General features: G+C 49.2%; 19 protein-coding genes and 1 tRNA gene. 7 read left to right on the top strand and 13 right to left on the bottom strand.

Going from position 1 to position 23684, the window contains the following annotated elements; genetic code table 11:
• Nucleotides 1-70 precede the first annotated feature (70 nt).
• Nucleotides 71-2611 (bottom strand): DUF5686 and carboxypeptidase-like regulatory domain-containing protein, encoded by a 2541-nt coding sequence (locus tag NDK19_RS14395; protein WP_250632603.1) that lies wholly within the window; start codon nucleotides 2609-2611, stop codon nucleotides 71-73.
• A gap of 168 nt (nucleotides 2612-2779) precedes the next feature.
• Nucleotides 2780-2853 (bottom strand) — tRNA-Arg (locus tag NDK19_RS14400).
• A gap of 79 nt (nucleotides 2854-2932) precedes the next feature.
• Between NDK19_RS14400 and hemW the strand changes: the two genes are divergently transcribed.
• Nucleotides 2933-4063, top strand: a complete 1131-nt coding sequence (gene hemW / locus NDK19_RS14405; protein WP_250632604.1) for a radical SAM family heme chaperone HemW — start codon at nucleotides 2933-2935, stop codon at nucleotides 4061-4063.
• Here the strand turns inward: hemW and NDK19_RS14410 are convergent.
• Together NDK19_RS14410 and NDK19_RS14415 are read right to left on the bottom strand one after the other, a co-directional pair.
• Entirely contained in the window at nucleotides 4060-5070 is a 1011-nt protein-coding gene (locus tag NDK19_RS14410; protein ID WP_250632605.1) for an ABC transporter ATP-binding protein, read from the bottom strand. The two genes, hemW and NDK19_RS14410, sit on opposite strands and share 4 nt — an antisense overlap.
• 10 nt (nucleotides 5071-5080) lie before the next feature.
• A complete protein-coding gene (locus tag NDK19_RS14415) occupies nucleotides 5081-6394 on the bottom strand; it encodes a dicarboxylate/amino acid:cation symporter (protein ID WP_250632606.1) in 1314 nt (437 codons plus the stop codon).
• 228 nt (nucleotides 6395-6622) lie between these two features.
• Between NDK19_RS14415 and NDK19_RS14420 the strand changes: the two genes are divergently transcribed.
• On the top strand, nucleotides 6623-8266 hold the full coding sequence (locus NDK19_RS14420; RefSeq protein WP_250632607.1) for a SulP family inorganic anion transporter: 1644 nt from the start codon (nucleotides 6623-6625) through the stop codon (nucleotides 8264-8266).
• 53 nt (nucleotides 8267-8319) lie between these two features.
• Here the strand turns inward: NDK19_RS14420 and recG are convergent, their stop codons facing one another.
• The 4 genes from recG to NDK19_RS14440 all read right to left on the bottom strand — a co-directional run bounded on the left by recG (nucleotide 8320) and on the right by NDK19_RS14440 (nucleotide 13578).
• Complete coding sequence (recG, locus tag NDK19_RS14425) at nucleotides 8320-10413, bottom strand: ATP-dependent DNA helicase RecG (protein ID WP_250632608.1); 2094 nt, start codon at nucleotides 10411-10413, stop codon at nucleotides 8320-8322.
• A gap of 83 nt (nucleotides 10414-10496) precedes the next feature.
• Complete coding sequence (locus NDK19_RS14430) at nucleotides 10497-10910, bottom strand: hypothetical protein (RefSeq protein ID WP_250632609.1); 414 nt, start codon at nucleotides 10908-10910, stop codon at nucleotides 10497-10499.
• A 197-nt stretch (nucleotides 10911-11107) separates the two neighbouring features.
• Nucleotides 11108-13192 (bottom strand): M56 family metallopeptidase, encoded by a 2085-nt coding sequence (locus NDK19_RS14435; RefSeq protein WP_250632610.1) that lies wholly within the window; start codon nucleotides 13190-13192, stop codon nucleotides 11108-11110.
• Nucleotides 13189-13578 (bottom strand): BlaI/MecI/CopY family transcriptional regulator, encoded by a 390-nt coding sequence (locus tag NDK19_RS14440; RefSeq protein WP_250632611.1) that lies wholly within the window; start codon nucleotides 13576-13578, stop codon nucleotides 13189-13191. The genes NDK19_RS14435 and NDK19_RS14440 overlap by 4 nt, the downstream gene beginning before the upstream one ends.
• Before the next feature lie 219 nt (nucleotides 13579-13797).
• On the opposite strand from NDK19_RS14440, the gene NDK19_RS14445 reads away from it, so the two are divergent.
• From NDK19_RS14445 to gpmI, 3 genes are all read left to right on the top strand, one after another.
• Entirely contained in the window at nucleotides 13798-14082 is a 285-nt protein-coding gene (locus NDK19_RS14445) for a hypothetical protein (RefSeq protein WP_250632612.1), read from the top strand.
• Between the two features lie 104 nt (nucleotides 14083-14186).
• The gene (locus NDK19_RS14450; RefSeq protein WP_250632613.1) at nucleotides 14187-14615 is read left to right on the top strand and encodes a putative quinol monooxygenase; all 429 of its coding nucleotides are present in this window, start codon (nucleotides 14187-14189) and stop codon (nucleotides 14613-14615) included.
• A gap of 25 nt (nucleotides 14616-14640) precedes the next feature.
• Entirely contained in the window at nucleotides 14641-16167 is a 1527-nt protein-coding gene (gene gpmI / locus NDK19_RS14455) for a 2,3-bisphosphoglycerate-independent phosphoglycerate mutase (RefSeq protein ID WP_250632614.1), read from the top strand.
• A 64-nt stretch (nucleotides 16168-16231) separates the two neighbouring features.
• Here gpmI and guaA read toward each other — a convergent pair whose 3' ends face one another.
• Complete coding sequence (guaA, locus tag NDK19_RS14460) at nucleotides 16232-17758, bottom strand: glutamine-hydrolyzing GMP synthase (RefSeq protein WP_250632615.1); 1527 nt, start codon at nucleotides 17756-17758, stop codon at nucleotides 16232-16234.
• A gap of 66 nt (nucleotides 17759-17824) precedes the next feature.
• Between guaA and NDK19_RS14465 the strand changes: the two genes are divergently transcribed.
• Nucleotides 17825-18658: a formylglycine-generating enzyme family protein gene (locus tag NDK19_RS14465; RefSeq protein WP_250632616.1), complete on the top strand. Its 834-nt coding sequence runs from the start codon at nucleotides 17825-17827 to the stop codon at nucleotides 18656-18658.
• 58 nt (nucleotides 18659-18716) lie between these two features.
• Here NDK19_RS14465 and NDK19_RS14470 read toward each other — a convergent pair whose 3' ends face one another.
• From NDK19_RS14470 to NDK19_RS14480, 3 genes are all read right to left on the bottom strand, one after another.
• A complete protein-coding gene (locus NDK19_RS14470) occupies nucleotides 18717-19223 on the bottom strand; it encodes a methylated-DNA--[protein]-cysteine S-methyltransferase (protein ID WP_250632617.1) in 507 nt (168 codons plus the stop codon).
• A 4-nt stretch (nucleotides 19224-19227) separates the two neighbouring features.
• Complete coding sequence (gene pyrF, locus NDK19_RS14475; RefSeq protein ID WP_250632618.1) at nucleotides 19228-20049, bottom strand: orotidine-5'-phosphate decarboxylase; 822 nt, start codon at nucleotides 20047-20049, stop codon at nucleotides 19228-19230.
• Between the two features lie 229 nt (nucleotides 20050-20278).
• Nucleotides 20279-21328 (bottom strand): M28 family peptidase, encoded by a 1050-nt coding sequence (locus tag NDK19_RS14480; protein ID WP_250632619.1) that lies wholly within the window; start codon nucleotides 21326-21328, stop codon nucleotides 20279-20281.
• Nucleotides 21329-21435: 107 nt separating this feature from the next.
• On the opposite strand from NDK19_RS14480, the gene NDK19_RS14485 reads away from it, so the two are divergent.
• Nucleotides 21436-22974 carry an FAD-dependent oxidoreductase gene (locus NDK19_RS14485; protein WP_317207175.1) on the top strand — a complete coding sequence of 513 codons (1539 nt, stop codon included), beginning with the start codon at nucleotides 21436-21438 and terminating at the stop codon, nucleotides 22972-22974.
• A gap of 84 nt (nucleotides 22975-23058) precedes the next feature.
• On the opposite strand, the gene NDK19_RS14490 is transcribed toward NDK19_RS14485, so the two are convergent.
• On the bottom strand, nucleotides 23059-23684 hold a 626-nt coding region (locus NDK19_RS14490; RefSeq protein ID WP_250632620.1), incomplete at its 5' end, for a T9SS type A sorting domain-containing protein.

Consider the following 23684-nt stretch of genomic DNA (forward strand, 5'->3'; position numbering starts at 1 on the left):
TGTTTTGTAATGTTCGTAATGATAACGCTAAAAATAGGGGAAATGCTTCATTACGCCAAATAATATTGCATCATAACCTGAACTGTGCCGAAACTTTTACGCCAAAACGTCTTGTGGCAGGGTCGTCTAAGTAAGTAAGGCGATGAATAAAATCTACCCTGATAAAGCGCAAAATATTTTCAATTCCGTAGCCTACTTCCACATAAGGCATCGCACCCATGCCGTTCACATTAGGCAAGGGCGTTCCGTTCAGTCGTTGCGGAGGCGTAAGGTGTCGGTTGGTTTCACTCAGGCTGCCGTATAGCACGTTAGCGGTTGCCAGCGTGCGCCATTTGAGGCGGCGCATCAGCGGAATGCGATTGAACATCAACCCCTCGAAGCGATGCGTAAAATTCAATGCGGCGTAACGGTCGCTGACAAATTCAAAAAAGCGCATCATATTAAATGCCTGTGCATTGTAAAAAATAGTTTCATTGCCCAAATGAACGGCCAGCAACGGATACGGCACGCGAGAGGAAATATAGCCCAGTGTGGCAGAATAGGTAGTGTTGCCCAATGCGCCCAGCGGAAAACTCTGTGTAACGTTTGCCTGAAATTTCTGATAGCCAAAGTCGCTGCCCATTACATTGTCTAAACCCAGTACATAGCGCAGGGTGATAATCGGTTTGGTTGTGAAATTGGCAATCAGTCGCTTATTCTCACTCTGTATATATTGCTCTCCAAATGCAATGCGCGATTCAAAAGCCAGTTCAGAGGTGATAAACTCCCGACGACGGATGGCATCGTTTTTTAGGTCAATAAATTCAAAATCGAACAGCGGGTCGGTAAATTGGCGATTGAATAGGATGCGTTGGGTAAATCCGCGGGCTATATCGGTTTGGAAATAGGCCTGATTGCTGATTTGAAAGAATGGTCGGCGATTGCTCAAACTGCCCCAACGGGTAAAAGCCATGAAAAGCGCATTGTTCTTGTCCAGAAAATTTTCGGAAACAAGAGCCAACTGGTTATAGTCTTCCGTATGCACAAAGCCAAACTGTGTCCATGGCTTGCGGCTGAGAATATAGTCGAACCCTGTACTGAACTTCCAACGTCGGTCAACAGTGCCGTAGGCCACTGCGCCATGCAAAATAATTTTCCGACTCAACAAATAATTGGTGTTCAATTGCAGCCTGATGCGGTGGCCTTCCAAATCGTTGAAGGCATAAGTGGCACTGTTAAGCCCCAAATCTATCTTACCCACACGGCGAAAGCCGTTGATGAGCAGGTCGGCAATTTCTACATAGCTTTTCACCGCCGGCAGATTTTTGATGGTATCAATCATCTGATAGGTTTGCTTCTCTACAATGCTGAGCGAATCGTGGCGGCGTTTGTCCCAATAGCGCGCATCAGGTTGCAGCGCATCTTCTGCCAACGTTACATTGTCTTCATAAAATTTCAGAGGATGCGGAAAATTGACTTTGAAGTTTTTATTGGAAGAATAGGACTTGGCCAACAGACCTGCCCAATCGTCTTTAATGTCTCCGATATCTACCAAAATTCTGTTCTTGGCAGGTAGCCATATGCCCGTGGCCGAGTCGGCAAGTGCCATTTCCTGCTGGATTTTGATTTTCTCGATAAAATTCAAATTGGCAGTTTTGTTAATGCTGACATCAATTTGCAACAGTGCATACGGCGAAACGGCATCTAAGGAGTCCGCTATCCACATTACCCCGCTGAAAGCCAAATCCTGCGGTCGTTTGGGCTGAAACTCTATTCGGAAACAACGCCTGCCATTAAGTTGGTCATCCGACTTTTTCAGTTCGTATTCGTAAAAACCCTTCCAACCGTCGGCTATGGGCGAAATAAAGTCTTTGCCCGCAATACGCAGCCAATTGCGATAAAAATTGTACTGCTGAAATGTGCTGCCAATCACTTGCGACACTACGCTGCCATCGGTAACACCAATGCCGCTGACTTGTGTTTTGTGGATAAATTCACGTTTCCGTTCAGGCGATTTGCGGTAGAAATAGTCGGAAATGGTTTCGGAAAAGAAAACGGGCAATATAGGTTTGCCGTCATCTCCTTGTGCCGTTTTGGCGCTGTCAATCGCTCTTAACGCCTGTTGAATTACTTTCTTCTGTCGGAAATTATCGGAGATATTGTCCAAAGCAAGCTCGAGCTTGGTGTAGCTTTCATACTGATAGGCGGTGAGGCGGTCGTAATTGTAGCGGTCTTTATGAGCCATCACCCCCCTTAAAATTTCCCAAGCGGGGTTTTCATAGTCGCCCGGGCGCACAACAACAGCCTGCAAAACGGTTGCAACAGGTCTCAGTTGAAAGTTAATTACCTGTGTTTTACCTTGTTGAACAGCCTTCGCCAGTACTTGGTAGCCCAAATAAGACGCTACCAACGAATCTACCGGGGCTTGTGTTTGCAGGCTGAAATTACCCTCAAAATCGGTTGTAGTGCCAATTGTAGTGCCTTTAAAAAGGATATTCACAAACGGTATGGCATCACCGGTTTCTGCATCGGTAACTTTTCCCGAAACGCGGGTGAGCGCCTGACCATACAGGTGGTGTGTGCCCGAAACCAACAAAAAAAGTAGTGCCGCAGTAAAAGTCTTCAATGCCATAAAAAAAGAAATAGTCGTTTCAAGTTACGAAAAAATAGCTGATTGAGATGCCGCTTTTTAGAAACAATAATGCAAAACAGATGCTCAAAGTTGCATTGTTTGACAAATAAAAATGTCGGCAGAAGACATAAAAAAAGACAGGCAGTTGAAAACTACCTGTCTGACACGTGTTCTCGGCAGGACTCGAACCTGCAACCTTCTGATCCGTAGTCAGATGCTCTATCCAATTAAGCTACGAAAACAGCGTTTGGGAGTGCAAAGGTACAAAGCGCAATTTTATTTCCAAACTTTTGCCCATGTTTTTTTAATTTTGCTTTATCCATGTCTGCCATCTACTTTCATATTCCTTTTTGCAAACAGGCTTGCCACTACTGCGACTTTCATTTCAGCACTTCGCTGCAAGGAATGGCGGCAATGTCGGAAGCGCTGTTGCGTGAAACGGAACTCCGTGCTGCCGAACGCTCAACACCCGCTGCCAGTGTTTATTTTGGCGGAGGCACTCCCTCCCTCCTACCCGCCGGCAACTTGGCGCAATTGTTAGCCCAAACCCGACGGGTTTTCGGTATCTTGCCCGATGCCGAAATCACGCTGGAAGCCAACCCCGACGACCTTTCACCCGAAAAATTGCGGCAATTGCGACAGCTGGGCATCAACCGCCTGAGCATTGGTATTCAGAGTTTTCACGAAGCGCACCTCCGCTGGATGAATCGGGCACACAATGCGCAGGAAGCACTTGCATGTGTTACATGGGCTAAACAGGCAGGTTTTGACAACATCAGTATTGATCTGATTTATGCACTGCCCGCAGAAAATCACAGCCTCTGGGAACAAGATTTACAGACAGCCATTCACTTGGGCGTTACACATATTTCGGCCTACTGCCTGACGATTGAGGAACGAACGGCGTTTGGCAACTGGCTGAAAAAAGGGCGCATACAGTCCGTAGATGATGAATTTGCTGCCCGACAGTTTGAGATAATGACCGAACGACTCACGGCAGCAGGTTTTGAGCACTATGAAATCTCCAATTTTGCCCGTTCGGGATACTATTCGCGCCATAACTCCAACTACTGGAAAAAAGGGACTTACATCGGCATAGGCCCTTCGGCACACAGCTACAACGGCACGCAGCGCAGCTACAACATAGCCAATAATGCAAAATACATCAAAGCCATTCTATCGGGTCAGTTGCCGACGGAAACAGAAACACTCACCCGCCGCGACCACATCAACGAATACCTGATGACTTCGCTAAGAACACAGTGGGGAGCCGATTTGCAGTGGCTTTCAAGGACTTACGGTTACGATTTAATGGCATCGCAAAGTGATTACCTGCTTCGGCTGACGGCATCGGAGCAGGCTTTTATCAAAGATAATCACCTGATACTGACCAACAAAGGCAGGCTACTTGCCGACAGCATCGCTCTGGAATTATTTCTGCCTGACGATTAAGATTTAAGCGAATGAATACGGCGAATCACTAAGCCTGTTTGCGAACCGCTTACGGGCGGTTTACCCGTGTAAAGCACCTTGACCTCGTGTGCGCTTGGCAAAAGTACGGTTACTAATCGGTATGCACCGGCAAACTCGCTGCTCAATACGGTGCCGCGCATCAGTGCCTCTTTTTCCGGTACTAACTCCAAATCTTCGGGGCGCAGGCAAATTTTGGCCGACGGGCGCTCCAAATTAGCCCGCAGCGACAAGGGCAGCACCTCGGCAGGTAAAATATTTACTTCGCCGGTAGCCATGGCCACGTATTCGGTGTTCGGATAGCGGTAAATCTCCTCGGAAGTGCCTATTTGCAAGATTTTACCGTTGCGCATCACGGCTAATTTATCGGCTACCGCAAGTGCGTGCAACGGCTCGTGTGTAACCATTACAACGGTTGTTTGCTCGTGCAAAATGATTCTTTTGAGGTCTTTGCGCAAGCTGCGGCGCATGGGGTAGTCCATCTGGCTGAAAGGTTCGTCCATCAGCAACAAACGCGGCTTGGCTGCTAATGCACGGGCTACTGCCACTCGCTGCCGTTCACCTCCCGAAAGTTGGGCAGGCAGTTTTTTCTCTATCCCGGGCAGGCGAATCAGCTCCAGCAACTCCTTCACTCGCGCCTGTTGTTTAGCGGCGGGCTGCGATAAAATCGGATAGGAGATATTATCGGCAATATTCATTTTATTGAACAAACCGAAGTCTTGTTGAATCAGTGCCACGCGCGGGTCGCCGGGCACCAATTTTTGGGAAGGGTCGGGCACAGGTCGTCCGTCCAGCCATACATGACCGCTGTCAGGCATCTCCAAACCTGCCATAATGCGCAGCAAGGTACTTTTCCCTGCACCGCTTTCTCCAAGAATAGCTATGATTTCACTCTGGTTGGCAGTAAACGATACGCCTGAAAGTGCAGGTTGTGCCTGCCCTGCATATTGTTTATGAAGATGTTCTACTTCTAAGAAACTCAGCAGCATGGGAGTTTTTTTAGTTATCGTCTGTGGCCGTTACCGGTTCAAATTTACCTTCGGTGGCTGTAACTACTGCCGCTACGGTAATATCGCCGGTAATATTCACAACGGTACGCATCATATCCAAGATTCTATCCACCGCCACAATCAGCGCAATACCTGCCGAAGGCACCTGAATAGATTCCAACACAATTACCAGCATTACCATACCTGCACCGGGTACACCCGCCGAGCCAATGGAAGCAAGTGTTGCCGTCAGCAGAATCATCAACTGGTCAGTTATGGTGAGGTCTATGCCCAATGCCTGTGCAATAAACACAGCCGCTACACCCTGATACAAACTTGTACCATCCATATTGATAGTAGCACCTAATGGCAGAATGAAACTGGTCATCTCTTCGGGAATGCCCAAACCTTCCTGACAACGTTTCATGGTAACGGGCAATGTGGCATTGCTCGAGCTCGTACTGAAACCTACTAACTGCGCGGCGCGAATGGCGCGGAAAAATTGCATGTAGCCGATTTTCGCCACCGAGCGAAACAGTATGGGATAGAACAGGTAGGCATGAATGAAAAGACCGATGATTACGCAGGCCGTGTACCAAGCAAGCCCGCTTAACAAACTGGCTGCCTGTGAAATATCATCGCCGGCAATTTCCACAATCAGCGAACCGATGAGTGCAAATACGCCTACGGGAGCAAGCAGCATAATAAAATCTACAATCTGGATAATGGCATCGTTGAGCGCATCAAAAAATGCCACAAGTGTATTGCGCTTCTCCGGCGCTATTTTGATAAGTGCCACCCCCATAATCATGGCAAAAAACACTACTTGCAACATGCGGGTATTATCAGCCGCCGCACTGGTGATGTTGTCGGGGAAAATATCTACCAACGGCTGCAAAATCGGGCGTTCTTTTAATTTGGCAACCGTATTTACACTGCTTGAAGTCTTATCGGTATAAACGCTCATCAGTTGCTGCCGTGTAGCCTCGGGCAAGCGCTCGCCGGGTTTTACAAGGTTGGCAATGGTTAAGCCAATCGTAATGGCAACTACTGTGGTGCCTATGTAAATGGCTATGGTTTTACCGCCAATGCGGGACAGTTTGCGAATGTCGTGCAAACTTGCCACCCCCACAATCAGAGATGCCAACACCAACGGCACGGCAATCATTTTCAGTAAGGTTACAAAAATTGTCCCTAATGGTTTGATAAACTCTATGGTCAGAGAAGCGGGAAATTTAAACCAAGCACTCGCCAGCCCCCAAAACAGCCCCAACACAAGCCCTATGAGAATCTGAACGTACAACGGCAACTTTTTTGTTTTCATTTGAATTGAATTACTGCACTATGACACAATAACAACCAAGGGGTAAAACCCTGAAAATATCCCGCAATTTGGCAGTAAAATTTTGAAATCAGAAACTAATTCGCATATTTCAACTGCCGATAAGCACCTCGTTGCAATATCCGATGTGTGCATTTTACCCTCGGCAGGCGCGAAACAGGCTTGTTTATCTTTTTGCAATGATTTTTTATCTTTCCAGCCTGATTGGCTATGAAAAATACTATTCCCCCTCCTGCCGATGGTTTGGCAGGCCTCTCACAATACTACAAAACCGATGTTGTTTCGGGTTTTTTGGTCTTTCTTATTGCTTTGCCACTGTGTTTAGGAATTGCCATGGCCAGTGGTTTCCCGCCACTGGCAGGAGTACTGACGGCTATTGTAGGCGGTTTGTTAGTCGGGCTGTTTGCAGGCTCGCCCCTGACCATTAAAGGCCCTGCGGCAGGGCTGATTGCCATTGCGTTAGGTGCAGTGGAAACCCTTGGGCAAGGCGATATGACATCGGGCTACCGCCTGACGCTGGCTGTTATTGTTGTTGCCGGAATACTACAAGTGCTGTTCGGCTTGCTGCGAGCAGGCGAATTAGGTGCGTTTTTCCCCGCATCGGCCGTACACGGCATGTTAGCCGCCATTGGCATTATTATCATCAGCAAACAGGTGCACGTGCTGTTGGGTGTAAAACCTATCGCCAAAGAGCCGCTGGAATTGCTGGCCGAAATACCGCAAAGTATTGCCAATCTCAACCCCAAAATTGCACTGATAGGCATCATCAGTTTATTGATTCTTATCACAATGCCGATGATAAAGCATCCTGCCGTGAAAAAAATACCGGCACCGCTTGTGGTTGTTCTGGTTGCCATTCCTGTTGGGCGCTTATTCAACCTTGACCATGCACATGACTACATTTTCAACGGCCGGAGCTATTCTATCAGCCCGATTTTTTTGGTCAATATGCCCGATAACATCATCAGCGGCATTACTTTTCCCGACTTTTCAAAAATTTTTACCGGCATATCGTGGCAATATATTGTCATGTTTGCGCTGGTGGGCAGTTTGGAGTCGCTCTTGACCGTGGAAGCGATAGACCATTTAGACCCATACAAGCGAAAGTCAAATGCCAATAAAGATTTGCTGGCAGTAGGTGCAGGCAATGTTGTATGTGGCCTTATTGGCGGGTTGCCCATGATTGCCGAAGTGGTACGCAGTTCGGCAAATGTTAGCAATGGAGCCAAAACACGGTGGGCAAACTGGTTTCACGGGCTGTTTCTGTTGCTTTTTGCGGCACTGCTCCCCGGCCTGATTCATCAAATTCCGCTTGCTGCACTGGCTGCCATGCTTGTATTTACAGGCTACCGTTTAACAGCCCCCACGCATTTTAAACACGCATGGGAAATCGGCAAAGAACAATTGCTCATTTTTGTGGTAACGATTGTGGCAACACTTGCAACCGACTTGCTTTTGGGCGTAGCTGCCGGCATATTAGTCAAATACCTGACGCTGTGGCTGCGCGGAGCCTCTTCGAAAAACATGTTCAAGGCACAGGTTGGCATGGAGTATCCGTCTGATAATGAAGTGATTGTTCGCATACAAAGCGATGCGCTGTTCTCCAACTATTTGCTGTTTAAGAAGAAAATAGACCACATTCCCGCAGGCAAAAAAATTATCATAGATTTCTCGCAAGCCCCTATCATAGACCACACGTTTCTTGAGCGGCTGCATCATTTGCAGCATGAATATGAACGAAACAGCGGCGAAATACATTTAATAGGCATGGAATATCACCAGCCGTTTTCGGCACATCCGCTGGCAGGACGCAGAAATATCAGCCTTGGGAAAGCCGCACAGCAAAACTCATAGAGTTGCCTTTTCCATAAGTTTTGCAAGCAATTTTCAATACAACCACCTCAATATCAACTGATTTGCCCCCAGCCTTTTTGTTGTTTGCGTTGGCGTTGCAGTTGTTGGCGGGCAGGCAAATGCTCGGGGCAGGAAAGCTCGGGGTCTTCTGCAAGAATCTCGGCGGCAGTTTCGCGGGCTGCCTGCAAAATCTTCTGGTCGCGGCTGATGTCTGCCAATCGGAGGTCTAATATGCCGCTTTGCTGAGTGCCCTCCAAGTCGCCGGGGCCGCGCAGCCGCAAATCCACATCGGCAATTTCAAAACCGTTGTTGGTGCGCACCATTGTTTCTATGCGTAGTTTGGCTTCCTTGCTGAGTTTGAAATCGGTCATCAGGACACAGTAGGACTGCTCTGCGCCGCGACCGACACGCCCGCGCAGCTGATGGAGCTGTGCCAATCCGAATTTTTCGGCATTTTCAATCACCATCACACTGGCATTGGGAACGTTTACGCCTACCTCAATTACGGTGGTAGCTACCATGATTTTGGTTTCTGCACGCACGAAACGCTGCATCTCAAAGTCTTTGTCTTGTGGCTTCATTTTGCCGTGTACGATGCTCACGGGCACATCGGGAAAAGCTCGGCAAATGCTTTCGTAGCCATCCATCAGATTTTTGTAATCCACTTTTTCCGACTCTTCAATGAGCGGATAGACCACGTAAACTTGCCTACCCAGCGCGATTTGCTGCCGCATAAAGCCGAAGACTTTCAGTCGGTGGGCATCGTAATAATGAACGGTCTGAATCGGTTTGCGACCCGCGGGCAGTTGGTCTATCACCGAAACGTCCAAGTCGCCGTAGAGGGTCATGGCCAGCGTGCGCGGAATGGGCGTAGCGGTCATCACCAGCACGTGAGGCAGCACCTGCGGGTTTTTCTCCCAAAGTTTGGCGCGTTGGGCTACCCCGAAGCGGTGTTGCTCATCAATCACGCAAAGCCCCAGATTGCCGAACTGCACCGCGTCTTCAATCAGCGCATGTGTACCGACAACGATGTGCAGGCTGCCATTTTTCAGGTCTTCCAGCAGGGGGCGGCGGTCGGCAGTTTTGGTAGAGCCTGTCAGTTTGGCAATGCGAACACCGATTTTATCGGCAAAGACTTTCAGCCCGTTGTAGTGCTGGTCGGCAAGTATTTCCGTAGGAGCCATCAGGCAGGCCTGTGCGCCGTTGTCTATCGCAATAAGCATACAAATGAAGGCTACAATGGTTTTGCCGCTGCCTACGTCGCCTTGCAGCAGGCGGTTCATCTGCCTGCCGGACTTCATATCGCCAAAAATTTCTTTGATGACGCGCTTTTGTGCATCGGTCAGGTCAAAGGGCAGATGTTTGTTGTAAAACTCTGTCAGCAGTGCCACATTGCGGAATACCTGCCCTGCGTTTTGCCGCTTGCGCGCGCCCATTTGCATCAGTAGCCGCAATTGGATAAAGAAAAATTCTTCAAACTTCATCCGCGCCAAAGCCTTGCGCAGCAGTTCGGACGTTTTTGGAAAATGCACATTGAGCAATGCCTGACGGCGCGGCATAAGTTTGTATTTCTCCATCACCGACGGCGGCAGATTTTCCTCAATTTGCTTGTAAACGGTTTCCAGCAGATTCTTTTGCAGCAAAGCAATGCCTTTGCTGTCCAAAAAGCGCTTTTTGAGTTTTTCCGTGGTAGGGTAAACGGGAGTAAGCGCTGTGGCTTCGCTTTGCCCCGCGATGTACGGCTCTATTTCGGGGTGGGCAATATTGAACCTTCTGCCAAACAGATTGGGCTTGCCGAAAACTACGTATTCAACGCCGCGTTTGAGTTTGGGCATCACCCATTGGATACCCTGAAACCAGACAAGTTCTACCGTACCCGTAGCATCGGAAAGTTGCGCAGTCAGGCGTTTTTTGTTGCCTTCGCCGTGCAATTGCACGTTATCAATCACACCGCGCAGTTGCACATAGGGGTAGTCTTCCGTGATTTCGGCAATGTCGTAAAACTTCGTACGGTCTTCGTGCCGAAACGGGTAGTGTTCCAACAAATCCCGATAGGTGAAAATCCCCAACTCTGTATTCAGCAGGGCTGCTTTTTGGGGGCCTGTGCCTTTGAGATATTCTATTTTAGTGTCTAAGATGTCAGCCAAGGCGGCAGAATTTATGCGTTCAAACCGTTATACACAATCCGCACAAAAATATACAATACTGCCATTTACAGGCTAAAAGAGTCTTACGGGGTTAGCCATTGAACGGCGCTTTCCGTGTTATCAAAGTATTTGACCGTAAATTTACCCATATCGGTCGCCTCCATGTCGTCAGTTGTTTGCTCTACCGATAGGTTGGCAATGAGTTCGCGGGGAATAATTAGTGCCATTTTTTGCAAACCGGTAGTCGCCAGCCGCGTGTTAAATGTTTTTGCCGTCCACTCTTGCAATGCAGGGACAATCACATAGGTAAAATGAAGCGTATCGCCCAGCCAGTATTTCACCTGATGTTCGCTGACAAAATCCGCCAGTTGCATCAGGATGGTTTTGTAGTCCTCTTCGGACATGTCGGCGGTAGAAGGCAGCCATTCCAGCCACAGAAGATTACGGGCTTCATCCAATTGAACTTTGACAAACCGATTGTCGAGTAAAGTAGTCATGTTTGATATCAATAAAGGTAAAAGTAATCTGATGTCGCATGTTAGATTGAAAGAACGGGGCATCAGGTTATCATAACAAATCTATAAAAATATTGCGATTGTTTGGAAACGCCGCCATGAGGAAATAATTAAAACCTGCCGGCTTGCTGTTTAGGTCGGCAGGTTTGTATGGGTCAGGAGGCTTACTAAGATTTTTCTTATCGGGTGGTAATGCGGATGATGCTGCGCTTGCCGTCTTTTTTCTCTATCTCTACCGATTTGATTGTTGAGGGTGCGATTTTATCAACATCGGCTTTAGTTGCTGCTTTGCCGTCAATAAAGTAGTCGGCATCTTCGGGGAAACGGCGTACTGAGGTAATACCATCGGGCCTGATGATAGTGATATTCTCTAATACCTTAACAGCGTTCTCTACATTTTCCAGCTGTACCTCCATGAGCCATTCATTGCGCTTGCGGAAGATGCTGTCAAGTTTAGCAAACTCATCTGTAAAGGCTTTGGGTTGATTAACATATACCTGACTGCGTACATTCTGCAATTGCTGTTTGCGGTTTTCACGGGCTTCTTTCAGTGTTTTTTGCAGCGCTTCCCGTGTTTCTTTGAGTTGCTTTTTGCTGAGTCGTTGATTTTTTTCTAACGCTTCCATTGTTTTTTCCAGCAATAGCAACTCTTTTTCCGAAGGCTCGGCAACATCAAAAAAGAAGGATGATGAGCGAAGCGTTAAACTATCTGACGGTATGATTCGCAAACGCTTACCAATTACCTGATGCGTGTCAATGCGCACGCGGATTTCAGGCGGTGCAGGTATGACCAACCACCGTCCACTGCGGCTGTCATACATAGGAGCTGAAAATTCCTTGTAATTCCATTGAAAACTGCTGCTGTCGGTGCGTACATAAAAGCGACGCATCAGGCTGTCAATCTGCTGGTTGATGGTTTTCAGGTTGTAGCGAAAGACTGAATCAGGGTTACTATGCCACGCATTGCCCTGAATGAAGGCCGTAGCACGGTTGCCAAAATTGACCACCATCTCATCTGCTTCTATTACGACGGTATCGTGGCGGTCGCCGTCTTTTTTAATGACCGTCAGTTTCTGACGCTCTTTTTTGGTGGTGTCCTCGGTTTGCAGATTGAACAAGTTGCTCAGTTTTACCTCTGCACGGTGTACGATTTTTTGCGCTTGGGTTGTTACCTCCGCTGCCAACTCGGTTGCTTCGGTTGCTGATGTGAAAAGTGCCAGCGAACAAAACAGGGTAAGGGCTACGGCAAAGCGAATCGGGAAGGACTGCAAAGCCCACTCATTGGAGCGGTTAGGCTGTGCAATGCGCATGATGCGTTGCAGCAGTCCGCTTTTGGGTTTGCCCGAAGCTGCCATTGCATAGGCAGGAGTTGCAGGCTGTGCGGCTAAGTCGGCAAGATTGGCCAATGCTTTGATGTATGCCAGCGTGTTGCCTGTGGCCGCAATGGCAAGGTCATCGCAACAGTTTTCCCGTTCGTGGTTAATCTGTGCCGACAGCCACCAAATAGCAGGATGATAAAACAGCACTACCTCTACTACCGACTGGCAAATGTGTACCATAAAATCATGGCGGCGGATATGTGCCAGTTCATGCGCCAAAATACCCTCTATCTCCTGCGGCGGCAGGGCGGTCAGCAGCCCGACGGGGAACAAAACGACAGGCCGCAACCAGCCGATGACCATCGGTACGCGCACCATGACAGACTCTGCCATACGCACGGGTATTTTGAGCTGCATACGGTCGGCCATTTGTTGCAAAACAGCCCCCCACTCTTCCGATACCGGACGTATGCCTGTGGTGCGCAGGCGATGGGTTTGCAGCAAGCCAATCCCCAGCCGAATAGAAAAAACCGCAGCGCCAATGCACCAAACAGCTACTATTACAGGTAGTTGCGAACCCAGCCAATTCATAACAAAGAAATAATAGTCTGCCACGGTGCGGCAATCTTCCCAACTTTGCAGGGGTGCATGTGTAAATAATTGCTGCGTTAGGGTAAAGTGTGCGTCTTTGGCGCTTGCCCATGTCATAGCAGGTTGTGAGGGTTCATACAACCAGATGAAAGTAGCTGCAAAAATTACAAAAGCGGCTGCCATAAATGCAAGCGCGGCATTGTAGCGAACGTTTGCGCGGTGCTTGCGCAAGACACCCAGTGCTACGCCGCAAAGCAGCGCTATCAGCGTAATTTGCCAGAAAGAATGGATAATTGCCCAGCCGAAAGCGTCTGTCAGTGAGTGGTTGCTAATGAGTTGCTCAAAAGGTGTCATTTTGCACCTCCTTTCTCTATATCGTCAATCAACTTGCGGATTTCGCGCAGTTCATCGGCGGTGGTTTGGCTGTTGCCCAATGCCTGCATCACCAAGTTTGTGGTTGAGCCTTTAAATACGCTGTCTAAAAATTTGTCTAACAACTGCTTTTGCGTATCCTGCTCTTGTACGGCAGCACTGTACACATGTGTGCGCTGGCTTTCATCGCGGGTGAGCAAACCCTTTTCGGTCATAATCTGCATGATTTTGAGGGTGGTCGTATAACCGGTCTCGCGGCGCAAATTGAGCTGCTCATTGACTTCGCGCACCGTAGATGCACCTTTTGCCCACAGTACTTGCAGAATCTCCAATTCAGATTCCGTAGGTTTCAAATGTTCCTGTTTCATTGCCGAAATGGTTTAAGTTTTTATACAAATGAACCTGCCAATGAAGTACGATTCATTTCGTAGTTCAAAGATATACGAAGTTTTTCGTAATGCAAATTTTTCTACGAAAATTTTCGTAACCGGTTCTTTCCAAAATTTTTTCTGTCCGCTGTTGCAACCTTTGTCCGCCTGCGAACATCTATGGTATGTCAAATCACAAAAACTTAAACTTTATCACTTATGAAATCGCTGGTTATATTATTCCTTTTGCTGTTTTGTGCGCATGTGAGTACTGCACGCAAGGCGCTTCCCATAACCATTTGCGAAGCTGATTTAACTGCGCCTGTCAGTCATCCGCTTGCAATGGAAACGAAACAACTGCCCGTAGCCGCTCGGCAAAAGCCTGCCATACGTCAGCAAGCCGTACAGCAAGCACAGCTATCATCATCATCCGTTATCGGAATCGTGGCGGCACTTGGCCTTTGTGTGGTTGCAGGGGCTTACATCAGATATAAACAAGCGTAGCCTGTTTTCATGCGGATTTCGGCAGATAGCACCGATGAACGCAGATTATGAAAACAGGGAATAATGCCGGATGTGCTGCCGATTGCCGATATTGCACTCAAAAAATGCCAACCTTACCAACCGGCCTGAAAATAACGGCGTTCATGCTGATGATTTGCGCCTGTACCCATACCGACAGGATTCGGCAGGGGAAAAACCATGCACCAATGGTAGTTCGTATTGCAGAAATTACAATTGATTCGGCCTATCGGGAGGAATATATTACCATCCTCAAAGAAAATGCAGCCGCTTCCGTGAGGGCAGAGCCGGGCGTAATTGCCATTTACCCGATGTTTCAAAAAGAAAAACCTTTGGAAATCAGGATTTTAGAGATTTATACAAGCAAAGAAGCCTACGAGGCGCACCTGCAAACCCCGCATTTCAAACAATACAAGTCTTCCACACTTCACATGGTCAAATCGTTGCGATTGGTGGATATGGAGGCGATAGACCGCGAAACCATGCAACAGATATTCCGAAAAATCGGTCGGTGAAATTGAAATATCCATAAATTTGGGCATGGATAAGAAAGTCATTCTCATCATTTTGGACGGCTGGGGAATTGCCGTCAATAAAGCTGCTTCGGCAATTGATGCGGCCAAAACACCTTTCATGGACAGCCTTTGGGGACGCTATCCGCACAGCAAATTAGAGGCATCAGGTCTTGCCGTGGGGCTACCCGAAGGGCAGATGGGCAACTCCGAAGTCGGCCACATGAACCTCGGCGCGGGGCGCGTGGTCAATCAAACACTTGTGAAACTCAACAAAGCCGTTGCCGACGGCTCAATGCAGGAAAATGCCGTGCTTTTGCAGGCTTTCCAATATGCTAAATCCAATCATAAAAAAGTACACTTCATCGGGTTGGTATCCGATGGCGGCATCCACTCGCACATCAACCACCTCAAAGCACTGACCGTAGCGGCGCACAAATACGGCCTTTCGGATGTGTACATTCATGCTTTCACCGACGGGCGCGATACCGACCCGCAATCGGGGCTGGGTTTTATAGAGGAATTGGAGGCGCATTTAAAAAGCACTACGGGCGTAATTGCCTCTGTTACAGGGCGCTACTATGCCATGGACAGGGACAAACGCTGGGAGCGCGTCAAGTTGGCCTACGATGCCATGGTGCACGGAACGGGCGAAAAGTTTGCCTCGGCGACCGAAGGCATCCGCGCTTCCTATGCCGCAGGCGTTACCGATGAGTTCATCAAACCGATTATCTGCACCGATACCAACGGTCAGCCGCAGGCCACCATTGCCGAAGGCGATGTGGTGCTGTGCTTCAATTTCCGCACCGACCGCGGGCGCGAAATTACCATGGTGCTGACGCAGCAGGCATTCCCCGAACAAGGGATGCAGCCCCTGCCCCTGCACTACCTGACCATGACGCGCTACGACGATACTTTCAAAGGCGTGCAAATCATGTACGAAGACGACAACATGCAAAACACGCTCGGCGAAGTGCTGGCAGCGGCAGGCAAAACCCAAATCCGCATTGCAGAAACCGAAAAGTATCCGCACGTTACTTTCTTTTTCTCAGGGGGCAGAGAAGAGCCTTTCGCAGGTGAAAAACGCATCCTTTGCCCTTCGCCCAAAGTAGCTACCTATGATTTGAAACCCGAAATGAGTGCCGCCGACATCCGCGATGCCATCATCCCCGAACTGCAAGCCCGCAGCGCCGACTTCATTTGCCTCAACTTTGCCAACCCTGATATGGTAGGACATACGGGCGTATTTGAAGCGGCGGTTAAAGCCTGTGAAACGGTGGACAGTTGCACGCAAAAGGTGGTGGAAACCGCTCTTGCCAACGGTTATACTGCCATCATCATCGCCGACCACGGCAACGCCGACATCATGATTAACCCCGACGGCACGCCCAACACGGCACACACTACCAACCTTGTGCCCTGCATTTTGGCAGATGATGAACTTGCGGGAAAAATCAGTTTACAAAACGGCAAATTGGCCGATATTGCCCCTACGATTCTGAAACTGATGGGCATTGCACAGCCTGCCGAAATGGACGGCGTACCGTTGTTTTAAGCATCGGAAACTTTGATAAAAAAAACAGCCCTGAAAACGGCCGACGCTTTCAGGGCTGTTATGTTTATTCCCACTCAATGGTTGCAGGCGGTTTACTGCTGATATCGTACACCACGCGATTAACGCCTTTCACGCGGTTGATGATTTGATTGGATATTTCTGCCAAAAACTCATAAGGTAGGCGACTCCAATCGGCCGTCATGCCATCTACACTGGTTACGGCGCGAAGGGCTACCACATTCTCATAGGTGCGTTCATCGCCCATTACACCGACGCTTTGCACGGGCAGCAATACAGCACCAGCTTGCCATACTTGGTCGTAGAGTTCGTGCTCGCGCAGCCCGTTGATGAAAATATGGTCTACCTCTTGTAGAACAGCTACTTTTTCGGGTGTAACCTCTCCCAGAATGCGAATGGCTAATCCGGGGCCGGGGAAAGGATGTCTGCCCAGCAGGTTATCGGGCATACCCAGCGTACGGCCTACGGCACGCACCTCATCTTTGAAAAGCAGCCGCAGCGGTTCTACCACTTTCAGTTTCATGGTTTCGGGCAGGCCGCCCACATTGTGGTGGCTTTTGATGGTAACAGAAGGCCCTTTTACCGATACCGACTCTATCACATCGGGGTAGATAGTTCCCTGCCCCAGCCATTTCACATCGCTGATAGCATGTGCCTCGTGGTCAAAAACTTCTATAAAAACTCGGCCAATAGCCTTGCGCTTTTGTTCAGGGTCGGTCAAACCTTTCAGGGCATCATAGAAGCGTGCTTTTGCATCCACGCCGCGCACATTCAGTCCCATATCCTGATACGAATGTAATACCTGCTCAAATTCTCCCTTGCGCAGCAACCCGTTATCCACAAAAATACAGTGCAGGTTAGCACCAATGGCGCGATGCAGCAACTGTGCGGCAACGGAAGAATCCACACCGCCCGAAAGCCCAAGCACGACCTTATCGTTACCCAGTTTTTCGCGCAGTTCCGCAACGGTTGTTTCAATAAATGCCGCCGAAGTCCAGTCTTGCGCACAGCCGCAAATGTCCACTACAAAATTGCGCAGCAACTGCCGCCCCTCGAGCGAGTGCGTTACTTCGGGGTGAAACTGAATACCGTAAACGGGAGCCGACTTGTGCCTGTAAGCAGCCACTTTCACGGTAGCAGTACTGGCAGTAATTTCAAAATCGTCAGAAATGGCAGAGATGGTATCCCCGTGCGACATCCACACCTGCGACTGCGGCGACAAATAGCGAAACAGCGGGTCGTGCTCATGGATAAAGCTCAAATTGGCTCTGCCATATTCGCGGATGGTAGAAGGCAACACATTGCCTCCTGTTTTTTGCGCCATCAGTTGCGCACCATAGCAAATCCCTAATACGGGCAGGTTGCCAAAATCAGCCAAATTGACATCCGGCGCGCCCTCGTCGCGAACCGAGCAGGGGCTTCCTGATAGGATAATTCCTTTAACCGCTGCATCAATGGCAGGGTAATGGTTATACGGATGGATTTCGCAATAAACGTTCAGTTCGCGCACCCGACGTGCAATCAACTGGGTATATTGCGAGCCAAAATCGAGGATAAGAATCTTTGCTGTCATGCCCCAAAGGTACTATTTTTAGGTTAGGTATATTTATTGCTACTGCTACAACCGGGAGATATTTCTATGAGAAAACACATATCATTCGCCTGTATTTCACTACTGTTTGCCTGCGCGGGAGTGGCGCAGGTGCCTTCAAAAATCAACGGCAAAGGAGTTCTTGCAAGTGCATCGTACAAACAAGACAACGACAAAAGCGCATTGCTTACCAATCCTCCCGAGATGGTGTTTGTAGAAGGCGGCAATTTTTTAATGGGCAGCGAAGATGGTGAACCCGAAGAACAACCTATCCACAAAGTAACCGTGAGCAGTTTCTACATAGCCAAATACGAGGTTACGGTCGCTCAATACCGCGAATTTTGCAAAGAAACAGGGCGTGCGATGCCGGAAACACCCAAATGGGGCTGGCAGGATACCGCACCGATTGTCAATGTAAGTTGGAACGATGCACAGGCCTATTGCAAGTGGTTGGCGCAAAAAACAGGGCAACCCTTCCGATTGCCTACGGAGGCAGAGTGGGAGTTTGCGGCACGCGGCGGAACAAAAACCAAAAAGTTCCGATTTGCAGGCTCCAATAAATTGGAAGAAGTCGGTTGGTTTGACAAAAATGCCGGCAAAAAAGCTCAACCCGTAGGCGAAAAAGCACCAAATGAGTTAGGACTCTACGACATGAGTGGTAATACGTGGGAATGGGTCAATGATTGGTTTGACAGCGATTATTACGCCAAAAGCCCCGAGAAAGACCCACAAGGGCCGCCCAGAGGTTCTATGCGTGTGATGCGCAGCGGCTCATGGATTAACTACGAGGAAGATAACCGCATAGCCATCCGAATCAGCAACATGCCTAACGATACAGGGCCTTTTTTCGGATTCCGCGTGGCAATGAGCGCCAAAAAGTAACACAAATGCAGATTGCAAGCCGATTGTCTGCAATTGAGCAAACTTAACCGGCAAAGGCTTAAAACATACTCAATTGCCTGTAAACACCGTTCAAGTGTTCGTGATTGAGGAGCCACTCTTTGCGCCATAAACCGCCTGCATATCCCGTCAGGTTGCCGTCTGCACCAATGACGCGGTGGCAGGGAACAATTACCCACACAGGGTTGCGCCCATTTGCAGCAGCTACGGCTCGCACAGCATCGGGTTGCCGAATGCGTCGTGCCAAATCGGCATAGCTGATGGTTTGGCCAAAAGGGATGCGGCACAATTCTTCCCACACGCGCTGCTGAAAAGGTGTCCCTTGCAAATCGAGCGGCAAATCAAACTGTTTGCGAGTGCTTTCAAAATATTCTGTCAGTTGCTTCACCGCTTCATGCAACAGGTGATGGGCAGTAGGCGGCTGGCAGTAAGCAAGATGTTCGCGGCTGTTGAGCGGCGCTATGCTCAGTTCACAAATGCCTGTATCGGTGGCGCTGATGAGCATATCACCAATGGGGGAATGATAGCAGGCAGTTATTTTTTCCATCGTACTATTGGCCATACAATTCTAGATAGCGCTGCATTTCAGCGGCTATTTCCTTTGCTTTTTTGCCGGCTTCTTTGTCAAAATCGCTGCCGTCGGAGGCATAAATAATGGCACGTGAGGAATTGACAAGCAAGCCGCCGTCTTTTGTCAGCCCTGCGCGGGAGACCGCCTGCAAATCTCCTCCCTGCGCACCGTAGCCGGGCACAAGCAGAAAATGCTCGGGTGCAAAACTGCGTATTTCTGCCAAATATTCGGCCTGCGTTGCGCCCACAACAAACATCAGTTGCTCGGGAGTAGCCCACTGCATGGCACGCTCCATCACCACGCGATACAGCGGATGCCCCTCGGGTGAAACGCTGAGTTGCTGAAAATCGCGGCTGCCGTCGTTGGAAGTCAGCGCCAGCAAAATCACCCATTTGCCTTCATAGCCCAAAAATGGCTGCACTGAGTCGCTGCCCATGTAGGGGGCTACGGTTACCGAATCAAATGCATATTGTTCAAAAAAAGTGCGGGCATACATGGCCGATGTATTGCCGATATCGCCGCGTTTGGCATCGGCAATGGTAAAAATATTTTTCGGTATGTACTCCACCGTGCGGGCAAGGCTCTCCCACCCTGCCGCGCCGAGGCTTTCATAAAATGCTAAATTGGGCTTATAAGCCACGCAATAGTCGGCCGTAGCATCAATAATGCGTCGGTTAAAGGCAAATACAGGGTCTTTTTCACCTCGCACCGATGCGGGCAGTTTTCTGATGTCTGTATCAAGCCCTACACAGAGGTAGCTGCCTTTACTGAAAATCTGTTCTTTGAGCGCTTGGCGATTCACTTTCTTTCTTTGGTAACGGTTTGTTTGACGGAAGCAAGCAATGGAGCAAATTAAGCGCATTGCACACGTGCGCGAGTACGGCAGATGACACGGTTTTTAATCCGAAATGCCGATTTCATTATACAAAAAAGCGCAAGCCATTTGCAATTTTTTTCGTGTAAGCTATTGAAAAAGAAGCATTTAAACTTGACAAGCCCTAAATCCCGTCAGGTTTGTGTATAAAATGATGCTACTGCTGTGCAGCAGCTGCTTCGTAATCTTCGTTGTACAGCACCTGCAAAATCGTTTTCCCGACGGCATACAGCGTTTCTTTGCTGATGATGTCCATGTTGTCATTGTGCGTATGCCAGAAACTGCCAAATGCACCGTTTTCGTATTGGATGATATCAATCATCGGAATACCCGCCAACTGATTGATATACAGGTGGTCATCAATCAGCGAAGCAGTAGATTCATAAACAAAGTGCTTCCCGAAACCAAGTTGTCGGGCAGTATCCCATACTTTTTTCACTACCGTAGGCGCGTACTCCATCGAGTGGCCTTCCAGCAGAAAACGGGCGTTGGCAGCGCCCACCATATCTAACAAAATGCCGTAGTAGGCCGAATAGCCTTCTTTATGCTTGTTTTTTGCCCAATACTGTGAGCCAAGGCACCAACTGTCTTTTTTGAAAGCAACTTGTTGCTCATCTTCGGGCTGTCCGTAGTCCTCGCTGTCAAAAAGAATGATGTCAATACCTATATTCTTGATTTTCAAGCTGTCCTGAGCTATTACGCGTGCAATTTCCAACAATACGCCTACGCCGCTTCCGCCGTCATTGGCTCCGTTGATGGGTTCACGGCGGCGGCTTTTGTCTTCATCCATATCTGCATAGGGGCGCGTGTCCCAATGCGCACCCAAAAGGATTCTGCGCTTTGCTTCGGGGTTGTAAGAGGCAATGATATTACGCGATTTGAGGATAGTTCCGTTGTAGGCAATTGCCTCAAAGTCTTGCGATTGCACCTCCCAACCATAACGTCGGAATGTGGCCAAAAACATCTCCGCAGCTTTTCTGTGCGGCTCGGTGTTCGGAACACGAGGCCCAAGCGCTACCTGTTGTTCTATGAAGCGATAGGCTGTATCGGGATTAAATTCAGGGATGGGCTGTAAAGTAATGCGCGGCTCTTCGGCCGTGTTGCTTTCTGTCGGTGTTTCTTTACAGGCAAAGGTCATAAAAAGTAAGATGCTGCCAATGAGCAAGTTTTGTAAGCGAATACCTTTAACAAGCGGGATAAAATTCATATGTCGGGACTTTCAGCATGGTAAGCCGCCCATCTAACAGCCATTTGAAAATGAAGGTTTTATGCGGCGGATTGAATAGATTTCCATGCAAACTTAGTACACTTTGTATGAATAAAGAAAACCGCCGCCGCTTTCTGTTTCGTTTACCTGCCATTATCAGTGCCACGACGCTATTGAGCAGTGCCCGACGCAAACCCGCAATGCGCTATGATGTGCTCGTTATTGGTGCGGGTTCGGCAGGTATGCCTTGTGCCATTGCAGCGGCTGAACGCGGGCTGAGGGTATTGGTGGTAGAAAAAGACAGCAAAATCGGCGGGACACTCAACATTACCGCCGGACAAATGAGTGCCGCCGGAACACGACTCCAACGCAGCAAAGGCATTACAGACAGCCCCGAGGAGCATTTTAAAGAAGTCATGCGATTGAGCAACGACACAGCAGACCCCGCCATCGTGAGGCTGGCCGTTACAGAAGCCCCGCGCCTGATAGACTGGCTGGAAAGCATAGGCTACCCGATGGCCGATGAAGCACCGGCAGTAGTTTATAACCATCCTGCTTACAGCCGTGCCCGCACCTATTGGGGCAAAACCGATTACAACCCCGCCAAACCCGGTGAAGATGCAGGCAAGTCGCTGTTAAAAACGCTGCTGCCGCTTTGGGAAAAACATTTGCAAAGCGGGCATATCGTACTATTGCCGGAAACTACTTTACGCCGTCTGACAGTTCAATCAGGCAAAGTGCGCGGCGCAGTTGTGCAGCACAAAAACGGTCGCACGGAAAAGGTATTTGCCCGCAATACCGTATTAGCTACCGGTGGCTATGCTGCCAACCCCGCTTTTTTCCGGCAGGTAACGCCAAACGTGAAGCGCCTAATCAGCAGTGCTCGTGTCAGTTCGCAGGGAGAAGGTATTCAGGCGGCAATGGAAATAGGGGCTGCTTTCCGCAATGCAGAAAAACACGGCGTTACGATTGGCGGAATAGAACTGCAACCGCAGTCGGGGCGTGCCGATTTTTGGACGGCATGGGCCAGAATTTCTACCCCCGCAACAAGAGCGCCCCGCGAGATATATGTCAATGCTAACGGGCAGCGCTTTATGGCCGAAGATGAACCTGAGGTGGACAGGCGCGAAAAAGCCATCGCCGCGCAACCCGACCAAAAGTGCTGGCTGATTTTTGACGAAACGGCACTCACGGCAGGAGCATCCCTTGTTCTGCCATGGTCTGTCGGAAAAATCCGTGAGGAAGCCGAAAAAGGGCAGTGCCTTTGGAAAGCCGATACCATTCGTGAACTGGCACAAAAAACAGGACTGCCCGAAAATGCTTTGATGAACAGCATTGCACAGTACAATGAGGCTGTGCAAAAAGGCAATGATGAACTGTTCGGCAGGAAAAATCTGCAATTCCCTGTGCAGCAAGCACCCTTTTATGCATTGCTGACTTACGGTTTCTGCCTTGTTTCCTTTGGAGGATTACATACCAACGGCGCATTGCAAGTATTAAACAAAGCAGGCAAACCCATTAAAGGCTTATATGCCGTTGGCGAAATACTGGGTGCAGGCGCAACAACAGGCAACGTATTTTGCGGTGGAATGTTGCTTACACCGGCCGTAGCTTTGGGACGCTGGCTGGGAGAAAAATTGACTTAATAGACCACGCCGCAAGCCCTTACGGAAAAAAAACCCCGACAGGACTCAATGTCCCGTCGGGGTTAGTTTTACTCAAAACTCAGCTTATTGCTTCACTAATTTCTCCGTCCAAACTTGGCCGTCTGCCTGACGGATTTGCAGCAGATATACGCCGCCCGCCATGTGGCTCAGGTCAATGGTTTCGTTCATACGGCGACCGCTGATGCTCTGGCGGCTGATAACGCGCCCTTGCATGTCGCTGATGACTACTTCGGCTTGGCCATCCACTGCCTGTCTGCCTTGAACGGTGAACATGCCGTTGCTTGGGTTCGGATACACTTTGAAGCCGATTCTGCCTTCAGATGCACTTACCGCTGCTTCTGCCTCTTCGGCACGGAAGTTTTCAGAGATGAAGGTGGCTGCCGTGAAGGTACAGCTACCTGCCTGTACGGTCAGAACGTACCAGCCCGGCTGAGTAGCCTCTATGGTCTGGCTGTTGCCGATTGCTTGGCCGTTTCTTGTCCAACTGTTGCCGCCGGCTATCGGTGAACTCAATGTTCTTCTGCCGCTTGCAGATACCCCCTGATTGATGCCCAGTGCTTGCGTAGCCGACACCAATTGGAAACTTGCCGCAGACGGGATGCCGATGATAGTGCCTTCGGCTGTTGCTACGTCAATGCGCACGCGGTAAGTACCCACAGGCAAATTGTGGGTCTGAGAGCTTACCAAGA

It is taken from the genome of Rhodoflexus caldus, from assembly GCF_021206925.1.
Taxonomy (GTDB): domain Bacteria; phylum Bacteroidota; class Bacteroidia; order Cytophagales; family Thermoflexibacteraceae; genus Rhodoflexus; species Rhodoflexus caldus.